This window comes from Streptomyces sp. NPDC127108, assembly GCF_042677545.1.
Classification (GTDB): domain Bacteria; phylum Actinomycetota; class Actinomycetes; order Streptomycetales; family Streptomycetaceae; genus Streptomyces.
The window spans coordinates 37,262-54,158 of the sequence record NZ_JBHXTE010000017.1 but is presented as its reverse complement, the minus strand read 5'-3'; the positions used below and the strand labels follow the sequence as shown (position 1 = coordinate 54,158).

At 73.7% G+C, this 16,897-nt stretch carries 13 protein-coding genes and 1 riboswitch; of the genes, 8 read left to right on the top strand and 5 right to left on the bottom strand.

What is annotated here, in order from left to right; translation table 11 throughout:
• Positions 1–16: 16 nt before the first annotated feature.
• Positions 17–1,402: an FAD-binding protein gene (locus ACFVHO_RS16100; protein ID WP_385714015.1), complete on the top strand. Its 1,386-nt coding sequence runs from the start codon at positions 17–19 to the stop codon at positions 1,400–1,402.
• 409 nt (positions 1,403–1,811) lie between these two features.
• Entirely contained in the window at positions 1,812–2,567 is a 756-nt protein-coding gene (locus ACFVHO_RS16095; protein ID WP_385714013.1) for a decaprenylphospho-beta-D-erythro-pentofuranosid-2-ulose 2-reductase, read from the top strand.
• Between the two features lie 157 nt (positions 2,568–2,724).
• On the opposite strand, the gene ACFVHO_RS16090 is transcribed toward ACFVHO_RS16095, so the two are convergent.
• From ACFVHO_RS16090 to trpS, 3 genes are all read right to left on the bottom strand, one after another.
• Positions 2,725–3,933 carry a hypothetical protein gene (locus ACFVHO_RS16090; protein WP_385714010.1) on the bottom strand — a complete coding sequence of 403 codons (1,209 nt, stop codon included), beginning with the start codon at positions 3,931–3,933 and terminating at the stop codon, positions 2,725–2,727.
• Between the two features lie 48 nt (positions 3,934–3,981).
• On the bottom strand, positions 3,982–4,563 hold the full coding sequence (locus ACFVHO_RS16085; RefSeq protein ID WP_385714007.1) for a 2'-5' RNA ligase family protein: 582 nt from the start codon (positions 4,561–4,563) through the stop codon (positions 3,982–3,984).
• Positions 4,564–4,652: 89 nt separating this feature from the next.
• Complete coding sequence (trpS, locus tag ACFVHO_RS16080; RefSeq protein WP_385714005.1) at positions 4,653–5,690, bottom strand: tryptophan--tRNA ligase; 1,038 nt, start codon at positions 5,688–5,690, stop codon at positions 4,653–4,655.
• Positions 5,691–5,845: 155 nt separating this feature from the next.
• On the opposite strand from trpS, the gene ACFVHO_RS16075 reads away from it, so the two are divergent.
• The 3 genes from ACFVHO_RS16075 to ACFVHO_RS16065 all read left to right on the top strand — a co-directional run bounded on the left by ACFVHO_RS16075 (position 5,846) and on the right by ACFVHO_RS16065 (position 8,207).
• Positions 5,846–6,424 (top strand): RNA polymerase sigma factor, encoded by a 579-nt coding sequence (locus ACFVHO_RS16075; protein ID WP_385714274.1) that lies wholly within the window; start codon positions 5,846–5,848, stop codon positions 6,422–6,424.
• 5 nt (positions 6,425–6,429) lie between these two features.
• Positions 6,430–7,368 (top strand): hypothetical protein, encoded by a 939-nt coding sequence (locus tag ACFVHO_RS16070; RefSeq protein ID WP_385714002.1) that lies wholly within the window; start codon positions 6,430–6,432, stop codon positions 7,366–7,368.
• Positions 7,369–7,469: 101 nt separating this feature from the next.
• A complete protein-coding gene (locus tag ACFVHO_RS16065) occupies positions 7,470–8,207 on the top strand; it encodes a hypothetical protein (protein ID WP_385714000.1) in 738 nt (245 codons plus the stop codon).
• 67 nt (positions 8,208–8,274) lie between these two features.
• Here ACFVHO_RS16065 and glyA read toward each other — a convergent pair whose 3' ends face one another.
• Positions 8,275–9,582 (bottom strand): serine hydroxymethyltransferase, encoded by a 1,308-nt coding sequence (gene glyA / locus ACFVHO_RS16060; protein ID WP_385713997.1) that lies wholly within the window; start codon positions 9,580–9,582, stop codon positions 8,275–8,277.
• Between the two features lie 41 nt (positions 9,583–9,623).
• A riboswitch (ZMP/ZTP riboswitch) is annotated at positions 9,624–9,714 on the bottom strand.
• Between the two features lie 194 nt (positions 9,715–9,908).
• Here glyA and rocD point away from each other — a divergent pair.
• Entirely contained in the window at positions 9,909–11,111 is a 1,203-nt protein-coding gene (gene rocD / locus ACFVHO_RS16055; protein WP_385713994.1) for an ornithine--oxo-acid transaminase, read from the top strand.
• A gap of 112 nt (positions 11,112–11,223) precedes the next feature.
• On the opposite strand, the gene ACFVHO_RS16050 is transcribed toward rocD, so the two are convergent.
• On the bottom strand, positions 11,224–14,805 hold the full coding sequence (locus tag ACFVHO_RS16050; RefSeq protein WP_385713991.1) for a BTAD domain-containing putative transcriptional regulator: 3,582 nt from the start codon (positions 14,803–14,805) through the stop codon (positions 11,224–11,226).
• Between the two features lie 285 nt (positions 14,806–15,090).
• On the opposite strand from ACFVHO_RS16050, the gene ACFVHO_RS16045 reads away from it, so the two are divergent.
• Together ACFVHO_RS16045 and ACFVHO_RS16040 are read left to right on the top strand one after the other, a co-directional pair.
• Positions 15,091–16,110 (top strand): NADP-dependent oxidoreductase, encoded by a 1,020-nt coding sequence (locus ACFVHO_RS16045; RefSeq protein ID WP_385713988.1) that lies wholly within the window; start codon positions 15,091–15,093, stop codon positions 16,108–16,110.
• Positions 16,110–16,829 carry an NAD(P)H oxidoreductase gene (locus ACFVHO_RS16040; RefSeq protein ID WP_385713985.1) on the top strand — a complete coding sequence of 240 codons (720 nt, stop codon included), beginning with the start codon at positions 16,110–16,112 and terminating at the stop codon, positions 16,827–16,829. Before ACFVHO_RS16045 ends, ACFVHO_RS16040 begins: the two co-directional genes overlap by 1 nt.
• Positions 16,830–16,897 lie beyond the last annotated feature (68 nt).

Here is a 16,897-nt window from a genome sequence, read left to right as displayed (position 1 = left end):
CGATACGGTCACTGGCATGCCAGCCACCCAGCCCTCAGCCCCCGCATCGGCCCCGACGCGCGCGCCCGTCCCCCTCACCGGCTGGGGCCGGACCGCCCCCTCCGCCGCCCACGTGATGCGGCCGCGTACGCACGAGGAGGCCGTGGCCGCGCTGCGCGTCTGCGCCGAGCGCGGCGGCATCGCGCGCGGGCTCGGGCGCGCGTACGGGGACGCCGCGCAGAACGCGGGCGGCGCGGTCCTCGACATGACCGGCCTGGACCGCGTGCACGCCATCGACGCGGACGCGGGCACCGTCGTGTGCGACGCGGGTGTCTCGCTGCACCGCCTGATGGAAGTGCTGCTGCCGCTCGGCTGGTTCGTGCCGGTGACCCCCGGCACCCGCTACGTCACCGTCGGCGGTGCGATCGGCGCCGACATCCACGGCAAGAACCACCACGTGTCGGGCTCCTTCGCCCGCCACGTCCGCTCCCTCGACCTCCTCACGGCCGACGGCACGGTGCGCACCGTCGAGCCGGGCAGCCCCCTCTTCGACGCGACGGCCGGCGGCATGGGCCTCACCGGCGTCATCCTGTCCGCGACCCTCCAGCTGCACCCCGTCGAGACGTCCCTGATGGCCGTCGACACCGAACGCGCCGCCGACCTCGACGACTTGATGGCCCGCCTCACCGCCACCGACCACCGCTACCGCTACTCCGTCGCCTGGATCGACCTCCTCGCCCGCGGCGCCGCCACCGGCCGCGCGGTCCTCACCCGCGGCGACCACGCCCCCCTCGACGCCCTCCCCGCCCGCGCCCGCACCGCTCCCCTGGCCTTCCGCCCCCGGCAGCTCCCGGCCGCGCCCCGCTTCGTCCCCGAAGGCCTCCTCGGGCGGCGCTCAGTGGGGCTCTTCAACGAGCTCTGGTACCGCAAGGCGCCCCGCTCCCGCACCGGGCAGCTCCAGAAGCTCTCCGCCTTCTTCCACCCCCTGGACGGCGTCCCGCACTGGAACCGGATCTACGGCCCCACCGGCTTCGTCCAGTACCAATTCGTCGTCGGCTACGGCTCCGAAGAGGCCCTCCGCCGCATCGTCCACCGCATCTCCGGGCACCGCTGCCCGTCCTTCCTCGCCGTCCTCAAACGCTTCGGCGACGCCGACCCCGGCTGGCTCTCCTTCCCCATGCCCGGCTGGACCCTGGCCCTGGACATCCCCGCGAACCTTCCCGGCCTCGCCGCCCTCCTGGACGAGCTCGACTCCGAAGTCGCCGCGGCGGGCGGACGCGTCTACCTCGCCAAGGACTCCCGCATCCGCCCCGAGACCCTCACCGCGATGTACCCCCGCCTCCCCGATTTCCGCGCCCTCCGCCACTCCCTCGACCCCACCTCCCTCTTCCGCTCGGACCTCTCCCGCCGCCTGACCCTCTGACCCCCGCCCCTCCCCCTGGGGGCTCCGCCCCCAGACCCCCATCTCCCACCCACCCGCCCGAACTTGCCCCACGGAACGCAACCGGCACTCCCGGCCCCGCCCCGCAGCACCACTCCAGCCCACCCCGCAGCACCACTCCAGCCCACCCCGCAGCGCCTCTCCGCCCCACCCCGCAGCACCTCTCCGCCCCGCCCCCAAGCGCCTCTCCGGCCCGCCCCGGCGAAGTTTTCAGCCCGTCCGGCGTTTGAGGACGAGGCGCGAAGCGCCGATTCGGCGGAGGCTGTCCCACCCGAAGGGGACACCCACCCCCGGGGCCCGGGGCGGAGCCCCGGTTTCGGGAAGGGGCGGGACTGGGGAATGCCCCGCAGGGCCCACCACCCCGCACACGACAACACCCCCAAGGACCCCCATGAAAGACGCCTTCGGCACCCCCCAGTCCCTCCTGATCCTCGGCGGCACGTCCGAAATCGCCCTGGCCACAGCCCACCGCCTCACAACCCGCAGAACCCACAAGATCTGGCTGGCAGGCCGCCCCTCCCCCGCCTTGGAGAAGGCGGCCAAGCAACTCCGGGACACGGGCGCGGACGCCCGGACGATCCCGTTCGACGCCCTGGACGCGGAGTCCCACGCCGACACCCTCGGCACCCTCTTCGCCGAGAACGACATCGACATGGTCCTGCTGGCGTTCGGCATCCTGGGCGACCAGGCGAAGGACGAGGACAACCCGCTGTCGGCGGTGAGGGTGGCGCAGACGAACTACACGGGAGCGGTCTCGGCGGGCCTGGTCTGCGCCCGCGCACTGCAGACGCAGGGCCACGGCTCCCTGGTGGTCCTGTCCTCGGTGGCGGGCGAACGCGCCCGCAGGGCCAACTTCATCTACGGCTCGAGCAAGGCGGGCCTGGACGCCTTCGCCCAGGGCCTGGGCGACGCCCTGCACGGCACGGGCGTGCACGTCATGGTCGTACGCCCCGGCTTCGTACGGTCGAAGATGACGGCGGGCCTGGCGGAGGCTCCGATGGCGACGACGCCGGAGGCGGTGGCGGAGGCCATCGAGACGGGCCTGCGCCGCCGCTCGGAGACGGTGTGGGTGCCGGGCGCGCTGCGGGTGGTGATGTCGGCGCTGCGCCACGTGCCCCGCCCGGTGTTCCGCCGCCTACCGGTCTGACCCCGACCGCCCCCGACCGCTCTCGACGAGCCCTCCGCCCCACCCGCCCTCGGCCGGAAGCCCCTTCCGACCCACCCACCCCGGGCCGGAAGACCTGCCCGGCCCACCCGCCCCCCAAGCCAGAAGACCTCCCGACCCGCCCACCAAATCGCCCACCTCAGGGCTCGTACACCGCCACCACAGGCAGCACGAGCGGATTCCCGCTCTGCATCACGTACACCTTCCCGCCCCCCACGAACCGCTTCGTCCCGGGCACCCGCCCCACCCGCTCGAACCACAGCTGCTGCTTGCCGCCCGAGGTGACCGCGCCGGTGGCGGGCAGCCGCTGCCAGGGGACCTTGCGGCAGGAGCCGTCGGCGGTGCGGAAGCGGTGGCGTTCGAAGAGGAGGCCGCCCGCGCCGTCGTGGGCGACGGGCGGCCGTGAGAGGCAGGGGTCGGTGTCGGCGTCCGGCTGCTGCCGCCAGCGGGTGCCGTCCCAGCGGAGCAGGACGCGCTCGGTGGCCGGGCCGGTCGGCGTTTCGCCCTGGTCGAAGGAGTGGACGCCGTACGCCCACACCTCGTCGCGGGACACGGCGAGCAGCCCGTCGAGGGAGGCGCCGGGCTCGGGCGGGACGGGGTCGGGGAAGCGGTAGGCGGGCGTCGGTGTGAGCTTCCAGGCGCGGGCGCGGGCGTCCCAGCGCATGGCGGCGGGCTGGGTCTTCTCGCCTCCGGCGCCACCGACGCCGGGCCCGCTGTCGCGGTGTCCGACGGCCCACACGTGGTCCCCGGAGCTCCCGTCGAGCCTGTTGGCGACGGCGGGCAGCGGGGTGGCGGTCCAGCGGGCGCCGTCCCAGTGCGCGGCCCGGCCGCCGACGAGCGCCCAGACGTCGTCGGGCGCGAAGGCCTTGAGGTCGCCGACGGCACCCTCGACGGGCGGCGGCGGGACGGCGCGCCAGCGGGTGCCGTCCCAGCGGGCGATGCGGGAGCCGTGCCCGCGCGCCACGCCGTGGAGCCATACGTTGTCGGGACCGGACGCGTCGAGCCGGGGCTGGGAGACGCGTCCGCCGAGTGCGGCGGGCAGCGGGGTGCGCCGCCACGTGGTGCCGTCGTAGCGCAGGAGGTAGGGGTCGGGGCGGGCCACGCCCTGGTCGGTGCCCGCGGCCCAGATGTCGTCGGCGGCGGTGGCCGCGACGGCCTCCACGGTGCCACTGGCCCGCTTGTCGATGTGGACGATCTTCCAGGCGCCCTTGGCGGCGCCGGGCCCGCCCGGCGCGCGCGATCCGTCGGCGTCGCCCGCGGAGCCACCGCCGTCCCCACCGTCCCCGCCGCACCCGGCCAGGAGCAGCACTCCGGCGATCGCGCCGACCACGCCTCTGGACGCCCGCATGGAAGCCCCCCGTCCGGCACCCCTCGGGTTCCCCCGAGTCCCGCCAGGTCAGCGGGCGGGCAGCGTACCCCGCGCGGCGGGAGCACCGGCCTGCGGGGGAACCGTCGTACCGCCGAAGACGAATTCGCGCAGTTTGCGCCAGACGCCGTCGGCCCCCTGCTCGTACAGCGCGAAGCCGGTGCAGGGCCACTCGGCCTCGTACTCGGAGAGCTCCTCGTACGCCCGGTCCATGGCTTCTTCCGCGATGCCGTGGGCGACGGTGACATGCGGGTGGTACGGGAACTGCAGTTCCCGTACGAGCGGGCCCGCGGTGTCGCGGACCCGCTCCTGGAGCCAGGAGCAGGCCGAGCCGCCCTCGACGACCTGTACGAAGACAACGGGCGACAGGGGCCGGAAGGTGCCCGTCCCGGAGAGCCGCATCGGGAACGGCCGCCCGGCGGCGGCGACCGCCGTGAGGTGTTCCTCGATGGCGGGCAGCGCCCCGGACTCCACCTCGGTCGGCGGCACCAGCGTGACGTGCGTGGGGATGCCGTGGGCGGCGGGGTCCCCGAAGCCGGCGCGCAGCTCCTGGAGCAGGCTGCCGTGTGGCTCCGGGACCGCGATCGACACACCGATCGTTACGGTCCCCACGTCGTACTCCTGTCGTCGTGTTGGTGGGCAGGGGTCTCCGCCGTGCCGGACGGCGGGGTGGTGCTCGGTCGGGTCGCTCCGGGTGGAGCTCAGTGCTTGGCGGGCAGGAAGCCCACCTTGTCGTACGCCTGGGCCAGGGTCTCGGCCGCGACGGCACGCGCCTTCTCCGCGCCCTTGGCCAGGATCGCGTCGAGCGTCTCCGGGTCGTCCAGGTACGCCTGGGTGCGGTCCCGGAACGGGGTCACGAACTCGACCATGACCTCGGCGAGGTCGGTCTTCAGCGCACCGTAGCCCTTGCCGGTGTACTTCTGCTCAAGTTCCGCGATACCGGTGCCCGTGAGCGTGGAGTAAATGGTCAGGAGGTTGCTGACGCCCGGCTTGTCCACGGGGTCGTACTTGATCACCGTGTCGGTGTCGGTGACCGCGCTCTTGACCTTCTTCGCGGTGGCCTTGGGCTCGTCGAGCAGGTTGACGAGACCCTTCGGCGTGGACGCCGACTTGCTCATCTTGATCGCCGGGTCCTGCAGGTCGTAGATCTTCGCCGTCTCCTTGAGGATGTACGGCGAGGGGACCGTGAACGTCTGCCCGAAGCGGCCGTTGAAGCGCTCGGCGAGGTCCCGGGTCAGCTCGATGTGCTGGCGCTGGTCCTCGCCGACCGGCACCTCGTTGGCCTGGTAGAGCAGGATGTCCGCGACCTGGAGGACCGGGTACGTGAACAGGCCCACCGACGCGCGGTCGGCGCCCTGCTTGGCCGACTTGTCCTTGAACTGCGTCATGCGGCTGGCCTCGCCGAAGCCGGTGAGGCAGTTCATGACCCAGGCGAGCTGGGCGTGCTCGGGGACGTGGCTCTGGACGAACAGCGTGCAGCGCTCGGGGTCGAGCCCGGCGGCGAGCAGCTGGGCGGCGGCGAGGCGGGTGTTCGCGCGCAGCTCGGCCGGGTCCTGCGGGACCGTGATCGCGTGCAGGTCCACGACCATGTAGAAGGCGTCGTGGGACTCCTGGAGGGCCACCCACTGGCGGACGGCGCCCAGGTAGTTGCCGAGGTGGAACGAGCCTGCGGTGGGCTGGATCCCGGAGAGCACACGGGGACGTTCGCCGGAGGTCGAGCGGGGACGTTCAGAGGCCATGCCCAGCATTCTCTCAGGTGTCGCCCGTTGGTCGGGAACTGGTGCGTGACGGGTGGGAACCGATTCGGTCCGGGCGGTGTACCAAGAGTGTGAGTGCACGGGGGAAGGCTCTTCAGGAGGCTCCGGGGAGCCCTGGGAGCACGGAGGGGCGGGCGCTGGAGGGGGACGGCATCGGCGTCGACGAGGCGGCGGTCATCGCACGGGTGCGCGCCGGCGAGCCGGAGGCGTACGCCGAGCTGGTGCGCGCCTTCACGGGCGTGGCGCTGCGGGCGGCGGCGGCCCTCGGCGCGGGCTCGGACGCGGAGGACGTGGTGCAGCAGTCCTTCTTCAAGGCGTACTGCGCGCTGGGGCGGTTCCGGGACGGCTCGGCGTTCAAGCCGTGGCTGCTGTCGATCGTCGCCAATGAGACGAGGAACACAGTGCGTTCGGCGGCGCGGCAGCGCACCGTGGCGGGCCGTGAGGCCGCGCTGACGGAGCCCGAGCCGCTGATAGCGGAGTCGGCGGACCCGGCGGTGGCGGCCCTGGAGCGGGAGCGCCGGGCGGCGCTCCTGGCCGCCCTGGACCGCCTGGGCGAGGACCACCGCCTGGTCGTGACGTACCGCTATCTCCTGGAGATGGACGAGACGGAGACAGCCCAGGCCCTGGGCTGGCCGAGGGGCACGGTGAAGTCCCGGCTGAACCGGGCCCTGCGCAAGCTGGAGCGACTGCTTCCGGAAGGGGGTGAGGGGAAGTGAGGGGCATGGACGGCCCGGACAGCCCGGACGACTCGAACGATTCGGGCAACTGGGACAGTTCGGATGGTGTGGGCGGCGCGGAAGGCGCGCGGGGCGCCGAGGGCGCGGGGCTGCCGGAGGAGTTGCGGGCCCTTGGGCGCTCGCTGGACCGGCACCCGGGCGAGGAGACGATGGTCGAGCGGGTGCTCGCGCAGATACTGGCCGAGGGCGCCGGGGTCCCCACGCCCGAGCCGCCCGGCCGGGGCGAGCGGCTCCGCCGTGCCCTGCGGCGCCTGCGGCGGGGACTGCGGACGCGTCGGCGGGCGGTCGTCGCGTCCGTGTGCGGCCTGCTGACCGTGCTCGCGCTGACGCCTCCGGTGCGGGCGGCGGTCTTCGACTGGTTCGACTTCGGCGGGGTCGAGGTGCGGTACGACCCGTCACCTCCGCCGACAGGGGCGCGCACGCCGGAGTGCGGGGCGCCGTCGGTGTCGCTCGCGCGGGCCGAGCGGGAGGCCGGGTTCCGGCCGGTCGTGCCCGGGGCGCTCGGGGAGCCGGACGCGGTGGTGGTGACACGGGAACCGGCGGGGCGTTCCCTGATCACGCTGTGCTGGCGCGAGGACGGCCGGACGGTCCGGCTCGACGAGTTCCCGGCCCCGCTCGACCCGGGCTTCACGAAGCTGGTGCCCGGCATGCCCGAGTGGATCGACCTCGGCCACGGCACGGCCCTGTGGTTCGCCCGCCCGCACCGCCTTGAGCTGTGGCTCCTCGATCCGGACGGCGGGAGCTGGAAGCGGACGGTGCGGCCCGCGGGCCCGACGCTGCTGTGGACGGACGGGCGGCGGCTGACGCTGCGCCTTGAGGGGGTGACGTCGAAGGCGCGGGCGACGGAGATCGCGAAGTCCGTGCCGGAGCGGGGTGCGGGGACAGGAGCGGAGGCGGGGACGGAGTCGAGGTCCGGGGATTAGTTCGGATTGGCGGCCGTGGAGTGGAACCTGCGGGGCTCGGGCGGTGTACCAGAAGTGAGGCGGCGCGGAGGGACCGTGCCGGGAGCCGCAGGGGGTCGGACATGCGATGGGCACGGGGAAGGTCAGCGCGGGGAACGGCAGCGCGGGGAACGGCAAGGGGACTGACCGCGCTGGCCGCGGCGCTGGCCGTGGTGCTGCTGGGCGCGCCGTGGGCGGCGGCGGGCGGGCCGACGAGCGTGCTGCTCACGTCACCGGAGAGCGGCGAGACGGCGTCGCTGTACAGAGAGGGGAAGAGGTATGCCGAGTTGGAGACCCTGCTCGGCCCCACGGCCAAGGGTGAGCGCGAGCGGCCGCCGGGCCTGAGCCTGGGCGCCACCCGCCAGATCAATGTGACCTGGCTGGTGCACGACGTGCGGCCGTGGCGCGTGGACCGGGTGTATCCGGAGCCGTCGGCGGCGAAGGACGCGGCGATATGGATCCACACGTCGACGGACCCGGAGACGATGAAGGGGTCCTGGCACCGGTCTCCGGACCCGACGGCCCTGCGTGCCCTCCTGAAGGACCTGGGCCTGATGGGCAGGCTGTCGGAGCGCGACCACGCGGGGATCCGCCCGAGCGATCCGGCGCCGGGCCCGGAGAACCCGGCACCGGCCCGGGCGGCGGCCCCGGACGCGGACGGCGGAGTCGCCCGGGGCTCGGGCGGCGGGGACGACTCGGGCTGGCACTGGGCGATACCGAGCGCGGCGGCGGGTGCGGCGGCGGGAGCCGCCGTGATGTACCGCCTCCGCCGCCGCGACCATGGGGACGGGCCCCCGCGCCAGGAGCTGCTCGACGCCTGAGCCTTCCGTGCCCTGAGCCTCTCGCGCCGTGAGCAGTCCGAGCCCTGAGCCGTCCGCGCTGGAAGGGTCAGGCCGTGGGCAGGCCCGGGGCCGGGAAGGCCGCCATCAGCTCGGCGACCTCGCCGCGGATCTTCAGGAGCGCGTCCTCGTCGCCGGACCCGGCGGCGCGGACCCCGCGGTCGATCCAGTCGGCGACGGCGGCCATGTGCTCGGTGCCGAGACCGCGTGACGTCAGGGAGGGGGTGCCGATGCGGACACCGGAGGGGTCGAACGGCTTCCTGGGGTCGTAGGGGACGGTGTTGTAGTTGACGACGATCCCGGCGCGGTCGAGGGCCTTCGCGGCGACCTTGCCGGGGACGTCCTTGGGGGTGAGGTCCATCAGGACGAGGTGGTTGTCGGTGCCGCCGGAGACGAGGTCGAAGCCGCGGGCGAGGAGGGCTTCGGCGAGGGCCTTGGCGTTGGCGACGACGGCGTGGGCGTAGGTGCGGAAGGAGGGTTGGGCGGCTTCGTGGAGGGCGACGGCGATGGCGGCGGTGGTCTGGTTGTGGGGGCCGCCCTGGAGGCCGGGGAAGACGGCCTTGTCGATGGCCTTGGCGTGTTCCTCGCGGGCCAGGAGCATGGCGCCGCGGGGGCCGCGCAGGGTCTTGTGGGTGGTCGTGGAGATCACGTCGGCGTGCGGCACGGGTGAGGGGTGGGCGCCGCCGGCGATGAGGCCGGCGATGTGGGCGATGTCGGCGACGAGGACGGCGCCGGACTCGCGGGCGATCTCGGCGAAGGCGGCGAAGTCGATGGTGCGGGGCAGGGCGGTGCCGCCGCAGAAGATCAGCTTGGGCCGTTCCTTCAGGGCGAGTTCGCGGACGGCGTCGAAGTCGACGAGGCCGGTGTCCTGCCGCACGGCGTACTGCACGCCGCGGAACCACTTGCCGGTGGCGGAGACGCCCCAGCCGTGGGTGAGGTGGCCGCCCATCGGCAGGGCCATGCCCATGACGGTGTCGCCGGGCTCGGCGAAGGCGAGGTAGACGGCGAGGTTGGCCGGGGAGCCGGAGTAGGGCTGGACGTTGGCGTGGTCGGTGCCGAAGAGGGCCTTGGCGCGGGCGACGGCGAGGCGCTCGACCTGGTCGATGTTCTGCTGGCCCTCGTAGTAGCGGCGGCCCGGGTAGCCCTCGCTGTACTTGTTCTGCAGGACGGTGCCGGAGGCTTCGAGGACGGCGGTGGAGACGTAGTTCTCGCTGGGGATCAGGCGGAGGGTGTCGGCCTGGAGGCGTTCCTCGGCGGTGACGAGGGCGGCGAGTTCGGGGTCGGCTGCGGCGAGGGCGGGGTGCTGGTGGGCAGCGGTCTCGTGGGCAGCGGTCTTGTGGGCAGGGGGCTGCGTCATGGCGTCCTCCGGGGCGAGCGGTGAGAGGTCCGGTCGTGGTCCCGGGGTGCCCAGGCGGGCGGCACCTCGAAGGTGTTGCCTCGCACGGCTCCCTCAGGGTCGTTTCCCTGTGCGCCAGTCGCCGTGCTGTGAAAAACCAGCCTATCGGGCACTCCACTGTGTCGTGGTCCTGCGTCCGTGCCCTTCGTCGAGGATGCGAGCGACGATAGGACAGGACACGTGCCTGTCCTGTCAGGTCCTGTCCCGTACCGGAAGAACGCGCACCGCGCCGTGAACAGCCGGAAGAAAGCGCACAACGACGTGCGCACGAGAGAAACGGAGCCCCCGTGACCGCTACGGAAGACCTCATCTCCTCGGCCGAAGCGCACAGCGCGCACAACTACCACCCGCTGCCCCTCGTGGTCGCCTCGGCGGAGGGCGCGTGGATGACGGATGTGGAGGGACGCCGCTACCTCGACATGCTCGCCGGGTACTCGGCCCTGAACTTCGGGCACGGCAACCGCCGTCTGATCGAGGCGGCCAAGGAGCAGTTGGAGCGGGTGACGCTGACGTCACGGGCGTTCCACCACGACCGGTTCGCGGAGTTCTGCGCGCGCCTGGCCGAGCTGTGCGGCAAGGACATGGTGCTGCCGATGAACACGGGCGCGGAGGCCGTGGAGACGGCGGTGAAGACGGCCCGGAAGTGGGGGTACCGGGTCAAGGGGGTGCCGGACGGCCGGGCGCGGATCGTGGTGGCGAGCGACAACTTCCACGGCCGCACGACGACGATCGTCAGCTTCTCCACGGACCCGGAGGCCCGCGCGGACTACGGCCCGTACACCCCGGGCTTCGACATCGTGCCGTACGGCGATCTGGACGCGCTGCGCGAGGCGGTCACGGACGACACGGTGGCGGTGCTCATCGAGCCGATCCAGGGCGAGGCGGGGGTGTTGGTGCCGCCGCCCGGCTATCTCCCGGGTGTCAGGGAGCTGACCAGCGACTACAACATCCTGTTCATCGCGGACGAGATCCAGTCGGGGCTCGGCAGGACGGGCCGGACGTTCGCGTGCGACCACGAGGGCGTGGTGCCGGACGTGTACGTCCTCGGCAAGGCGCTCGGCGGCGGGGTGGTGCCGGTCTCGGCGGTGGTGGCGGACGCGGACGTGCTCGGGGTGTTCCGGCCGGGTGAGCACGGGTCGACGTTCGGCGGGAATCCGCTGGCGTGCGCGGTGGCCCTGGAGGTCGTCGCGATGCTGAACACCGGCGAGTTCCAGCAGCGGGCCACGGAGCTGGGCGAGCATCTGCACGCCGAGCTGCGCCTGCTCGTGGGCTCCGGCAAGGTCACGCGGGTGCGCGGGCGCGGCCTGTGGGCGGGCGTCGACATCGACCCGGCGCACGGCACCGGCCGGGAGATCTCGGAGAAGCTGATGGACCGCGGGGTCCTGGTGAAGGACACCCACGGTTCGACGATCCGGATCGCGCCGCCCCTGGTGATCAGCAAGGAGGACCTGGACTGGGGGCTCGACCAGCTGCGGGCGGTGCTGGGGTAGCCCCGGCGCGGGTTGGGGGGTGGGGGCGCGGGCAGGACCCCACCTCACCCCGGCCTCCCCGGAGGCGGCGCTATCCGGTGGCCCCCGCGGCGCCCTTCTCGTACATGGTTTCCTACGCGGTTTCGTACGCAGCCTCGTACGCGGCCTTGTACGCGGTCTCGAAGTCGGCCGGGCCGAGGGCCGTGTGGGAGCGGGTGGTGGCGCGGTCGACGTCGGTGCGTTCGGCCGGGGGCAGCGGGGAGTCCTCGGTGGCGCGGCGGGCGGCGGCCTCGCCGAGGAGGGCGGCGGCGTGCAGGTGGTCGCCGGCCAGGGAGCGGGCGCCCGCCAGGCCTTCGAGGGCGAGGGCCACGGCCCGGTTGTCGCCGGTGCCCGCGGCCACGTCCAGGCCCTCGCGGTGCAGGGCCTCGGCGCGGGTGGCGTCGCCGCGCTGCTCGGCGACGTAGCCGAGCTGGGCGAGGATCAGCGCGTTGCCGGAGTCGACGCCGAAGCGGCGGTTGAAGTCGAGCCAGCGCAGCAGGTGGCGTTCGGCGGTGTCGAGGTCGCCGCGGCGGCGGGCGCCGAGGGCGAGGCCCACCTCGGCAAACTGCTGCGCGGGCCGGTGGGACTGGCGGACGGCGATGCGGGCGGCCCGTTCGTGGTACTCGGTGGCGCGGGTGTCGTCGCCGGTGAGGAGGGCGAGGCGGCCGAGGCGGGACAGGCGGAAGGAGACGTCGATCCAGAGTTCCAGCTCTTCGGCGATGGCCATGCCCTCGTGCTGCAGGCGGGCGGCCTCGTCGTAGCCGGCGGCGATCTCGGCGAGGATGCCGAGCTGTTCGGAGGACTGCAACTGCCCCCAGCGGTCGCCGAGTTCGGCGAAGAGGGCGGCGCTGCTGGTGGCGTTAGCGCGCAGGGCGGGGAGGTCCCCGGAGTAGAGGGCGCGGGTGGCGCGGACGCTGAGGGTGGCGGCCTCGCCCCAGCGGTCGCCCGCGGCGCGGAACTCGTCGAGGAGCGCGTCGACGCGGGCCGCCTCCTGCTCGGTGCGTTCGAAGCCGCAGCGGGCGAAGGCAAGGAGCCAGCGGGAGCGGGGGTCGGCGGGGTCTCCTCCAGGTCCGGCTTCCTCGGCCCCTTCTTCTCCGGGCCCGGATTCCCCGAGGCCGCAGTCCGCGCCGTACGCGCAGGTCTCCTCGCCGGTGAGGAGGCTGAAGGCGCCGAGGGCGGCGGAGGCGGTGGCTCGGGCCCCGTGCGGGGTGCCGTCTCCGTGCGGGGTTCCGGGCCGGGTGTCCTCCGGGTGTGGGCGCAGGGCGAGGCGGAGCCAGCGGCGGGCCTCGCTGAGGCGGCCGCGCAGGAACCAGTACCAGGTCAGGGAGTTGACCAGGCGGAGGGTGAGGGCGGGGTCGGGGCGGGTGGTGGACCAGTCGAGGGCGGCGCGGAGGTTGACCGTCTCGGCGTCCAGGCGGTGCAGCCAGTGGCGCTGGTCGGGGCCCGTCAGGGCGGGGGCCGCGCGTTCGGCGAGGTCGGCGTAGTGGAGGGCGTGGCGGTGGCGCAGGTCGGCCGACTCGCCTGCCTCCTCCAGGCGTTCGAGGCTGTAGGCGGTGACGGATTCCAGCATGCGGTGGCGGAGGGTGCCGTCGGGGGCGGGGGCCGCGGGGGTGAGGAGGGAGCGGTCGGCGAGGCGGGTCACCAGGTCCAGGACGGAGGTGGCCGGGGCGTCGGCCCGGGCGGCGGTGTCCGTGCCCCCGGCGGCCACCTCGTCACCGAGGACGGCTTCGTCCATCTCTTCGCCGAGTACGGCTTCGTCCATCTCTTCGCCGAGTACGGCTTCCGCGCTCTCCAGGGTGAAGCCGCCCGAGAACACGGCCAGTCGGCGCAGGGCCAGGCGTTCCGGGGCGGTGAGGAGTTCCCAGCTCCAGTCGATCATCGCGCGCAGGGTGCGCTGGCGGGCCGGGGCGTCGCGGCGGACCTGGTTGAGGAGGCGGAAGCGGTCGTGCAGACGGTCGGCGAGGGCGTGTACGCCGAGGGTGCGGACGCGGGTCGCGGCGAGTTCGACGGCCAGGGGGATGCCGTCGAGGCGGCGGCAGATGAGGGCCGCCGCCTCGCGGTTGTCGTCGTTCAGGGTGAAGTCGGGGGTGGTGGCCCGGGCTCGTTCCGCGAACAGGCGCAGGGCCTCGTCCTCGGGGAGGGGGGCCACGGGTTCCAGGGTTTCGCCGGTCAGGGCGAGGGGTTCTTGGCTGGTGGTGAGGATGCGGAGGTGGGGGGCGGTGCGGAGGAGGTGGGCCACCAGGTCGGCCACGGGGTCGAGCAGGTGCTCGCAGTTGTCCAGTACGAGTAGCGCGTGGCGTTGCGCCAGCGCTTGGGCCAGGGCTTGGGCCAGGGCTTGGGCCAGGGAGTCGCCTTGGGGTGGGACGGCTTGCGTCGATCGGCCTTCGGCCTCGTCCTCAAACGCCGGACGGGCTGGAATGTCCTCGGCCTCGGACGCCGGACGGGCTGAGATGGCCTCGGACTCGGATGCCGGACGGGCTGAGATGGCCTCGGACTCGGACGTCGGGTGAGTCGACATGGCCTCGGACGGCGTCGCTTCTTCGCGGATGCCCAGCGCCGTCGCCACCGTCTCCGCCACGCCGTCCTTCGTTCCCGCAAGTTCCACCAGCCAGGCGCCGTCCGGGAGTTCGTCTGCGTGGTCGGTGAGGAGGGTGCGGGCCGCCTCCAGGGCCAGGCGGGTCTTTCCCACGCCGCCGGGGCCGGTCAGGGTGACCAGGCGCGTGGAGCGGACCAGGTCACGTACGCGGGAGACCTCGGCGTCGCGGCCGATGAGGTCCGTGATGCGGGCGGGCAGGTTGGTGCGGGGCTGGGCCGGGGGTGCGAAGGGCTCGGGGTGGGGCGCGGATACGGGTGCGTTCGTGGGCGTGGGCGTGGGTGTGCGCGGGGGCGGTGTGAGGGTCGGGTCCTGGCGGAGGATCGCCGCGTGCAGGGCCGTGATGTCGGGGCCCGGGTCGATGCCCAGGTCGTCGGCCAGACGGTGGCGCAGGTCGTGGTACGCGTCCAGGGCCTCGGTGGGGCGTCCGGCACGGTAGAGGGCGCGCATGTGGGCCGCGCGGAGGCGTTCGCGCAGGGGCTCGCGGGTGACCAGGTCGGCCAGTTCGTCGGCCAGGAGGGCGTGCTCGCCCAGGGTCAGGCGGAGTTCGGCCAGGGTCTCCGTCGCGGTGAGGCGTTGTTCCTCCAGGCGGGCTGCTGCCGCCCGTGCGAAGTCCGCGTCGCGGAAGTCTGCGTAGGCGGGGCCTCGCCAGAGGGACAGGGCTGTGGTCAGGAGTGACGCTTTGGTACGGGGGTCCGTGCTCTCGGCGTCCGGCTCGGCGTCGGCCCCGGTCCCAGTCCCGTACGCCTTGGTGGTCAGCGCCACGAAGCGGTCCGCGTCCGTCGCGTCCCCGGTCACCGCCAGGCGGTAGCCCGCCGGGCCGTGGGCCACCAGGTCGCGGCCGCCGGGGGCGCCTGCGGCGAGGGCTCGGCGTAGTTGGGAGATCTTGGTCTGGAGGGAGTTGGTGGGGTTGGACGGGGGGCGGTCTCCCCACAGGGTGTCGACGAGGGTGTCCACGGGGGTGGGGTGGCCGCCGCGTACGAGTAGGGCGGCCAGCAGGGTGCGCACCTTTGCCTCCGGGACGGGGACGGCCGTCCCGTCCTCCGTGCGCACCGCCAGGGGGCCCAGCACCTCGAATCGCATGAGGTCACCGTATGTGGGGCCTCGCGGGGCGCCCCAGGCCCACCCCTTTCCCGAAACCTGGGGCTGCCGCCCCCGGGCCCCCGCCCGCTCTCATGGGGCTTCGCCCCTCTCCCCCTGTCGGCCTTCGGCCTCGTCCTCAAACGCCGGACGGGCTGAAATGCCCGTGCGTGAACCATCAGCGTTCCGTGCGCACCCCGCGCCAATCTCTTCCTCGTCACCGCGACACAGCGGAGGCACCCCACAGACACCACAGACACCACAGACACCACAGCTCAGGAGCCCGCCATGCCGCAGTCCCGTGAAATCCGTCTTGCCGCCCGTCCCACCGGGGAGCCCGTCCTCTCCGACTTCCGGCTCGCCGTCGCCGAGCTGCCCGACGCCCCGGGTGCGGGGCAGATCCTGGTCCGCAACACGTGGATGTCGGTCGACCCGTACATGCGGGGGCGGATGGACGACGTGCCCTCGTACATCCCGCCGTTCGAGCTGGGGGCGCCGCTGGAGGGCGGGGCGATCGGTGAGGTCGTCGCTTCGGGTGCCCCCGAGGTGCCGGTCGGGGCGACGGTCTCGCACTTCGCCGGGTGGCGTGAGTACGCCGTGCTGGACGCCGCCGCCGTGACGGTGGTGGACACGGGGATAGCCCCGGCGTCCGCCTACCTCGGGCCGCTCGGTACGACGGGGCTCACGGCGTACGCGGCGCTGACCCGTACCGCGCCCGTCGAGAAGGGGGACGTCGTGTTCGTTTCGGCCGCCGCCGGCGCGGTGGGCAGTGTCGCCGGGCAGGTGGCCCGTGCGCTCGGCGCGTCCCGGGTGATCGGGTCGGCGGGCGGTCCGGAGAAGACGAAGAAGCTGCTCGACACGTTCGGGTACGACGCGGCGATCGACTACCGCCAGGGCGGTCTGGCCGAGCAGCTCGCCGAGGCGGCGCCCGACGGCATCGACGTCTACTTGGACAACGTGGGCGGCGACCACCTCCAGGCCGCGATCGGCGCCCTGCGCCCGCAGGCCCGGGTCGCCATGGTCGGCGCCATCAGCACGTACAACGCGACCACGCCCGCCCCCGGCCCCGACAACCTCTTCCACGCCGCGAAGCAGGAGGCGACCCTGCGCGGCATGCTGGTCACCAGCCACCTGGACCTGTTCCCGGAGTGGATCGGCGAGGCGGTGCGGCTGCGCGGCGAAGGGCTGCTGCGTACGGAGGAGACCGTCGTCGACGGCATCGAGCAGGCGCCGGAGGCCTTCCTCGGGGTGCTGCGCGGCGCCAACACCGGCAAGATGCTGGTCCGTCTGGACGGGGAGGCCAAGTAATGCCGACGCCCCGGCCCGCAGAGCCGCAGCCCGAGGAGCCCCGTCCCGCAGAGCCGCAGCCCACAGAGTCGCAGCCCGAAAAGCTGCAGCCCGCAGAGCCGCAGCCCGAGCAGCCGCAGCCCGAGTCCCCCCGCTCCAAGGTCCTCCTCGTCACCGGCCACCCCCGCCCCGACTCCCTCACCGCCCAGCTCGTCCGCCACGCCCAGGAGCGCCTCACCGCCGAGGGCCACACCGTCGACCTCCTCGACCTCGACGCGGAGGGCTTCGACCCCCGGATGACCCCGGCCGACGAGCCGGACTGGGCCGACCGGGACAAGGAGTACTCGCCGGAGGTCCGCGCGCACATGCGGCGCGTCGCGGAGGCGGACGCGATCGTGGTCGTCTTCCCGCTCTGGTGGTTCGGTCTCCCTGCGCTGCTCAAGGGCTGGATCGACCGGGTGTGGAACCACGGATTCGCGTACGGCGGCCGGAAGAAGCTCCTCGCCAGGAAGCGGATGCTGTGGCTCGGCCTGGTCAGCTACGACCAGGCGCGGTTCGCGGAGTTGGGCTTCGAGGACTCGGTCAGGCTGACGCTCGGCAAGGGCATCTCCGAGTTCTGCGGGATGGCGCCGGAGCGGGTGGCGGTCCGGTACGTGTACGAGTCGCTGAGCGCGGGCGAGGGGGCGTTCAAGACGCTGGACGGGGCGCTCGACGAGCTGCTCCCGAAGGGCCCGCGGTAGGCACGAAGGGCCGAGATCGGGGCCGGAAGGGCCGCCTGCGCGAGTGCGCGCGGGCGGCCCTCCCCGTT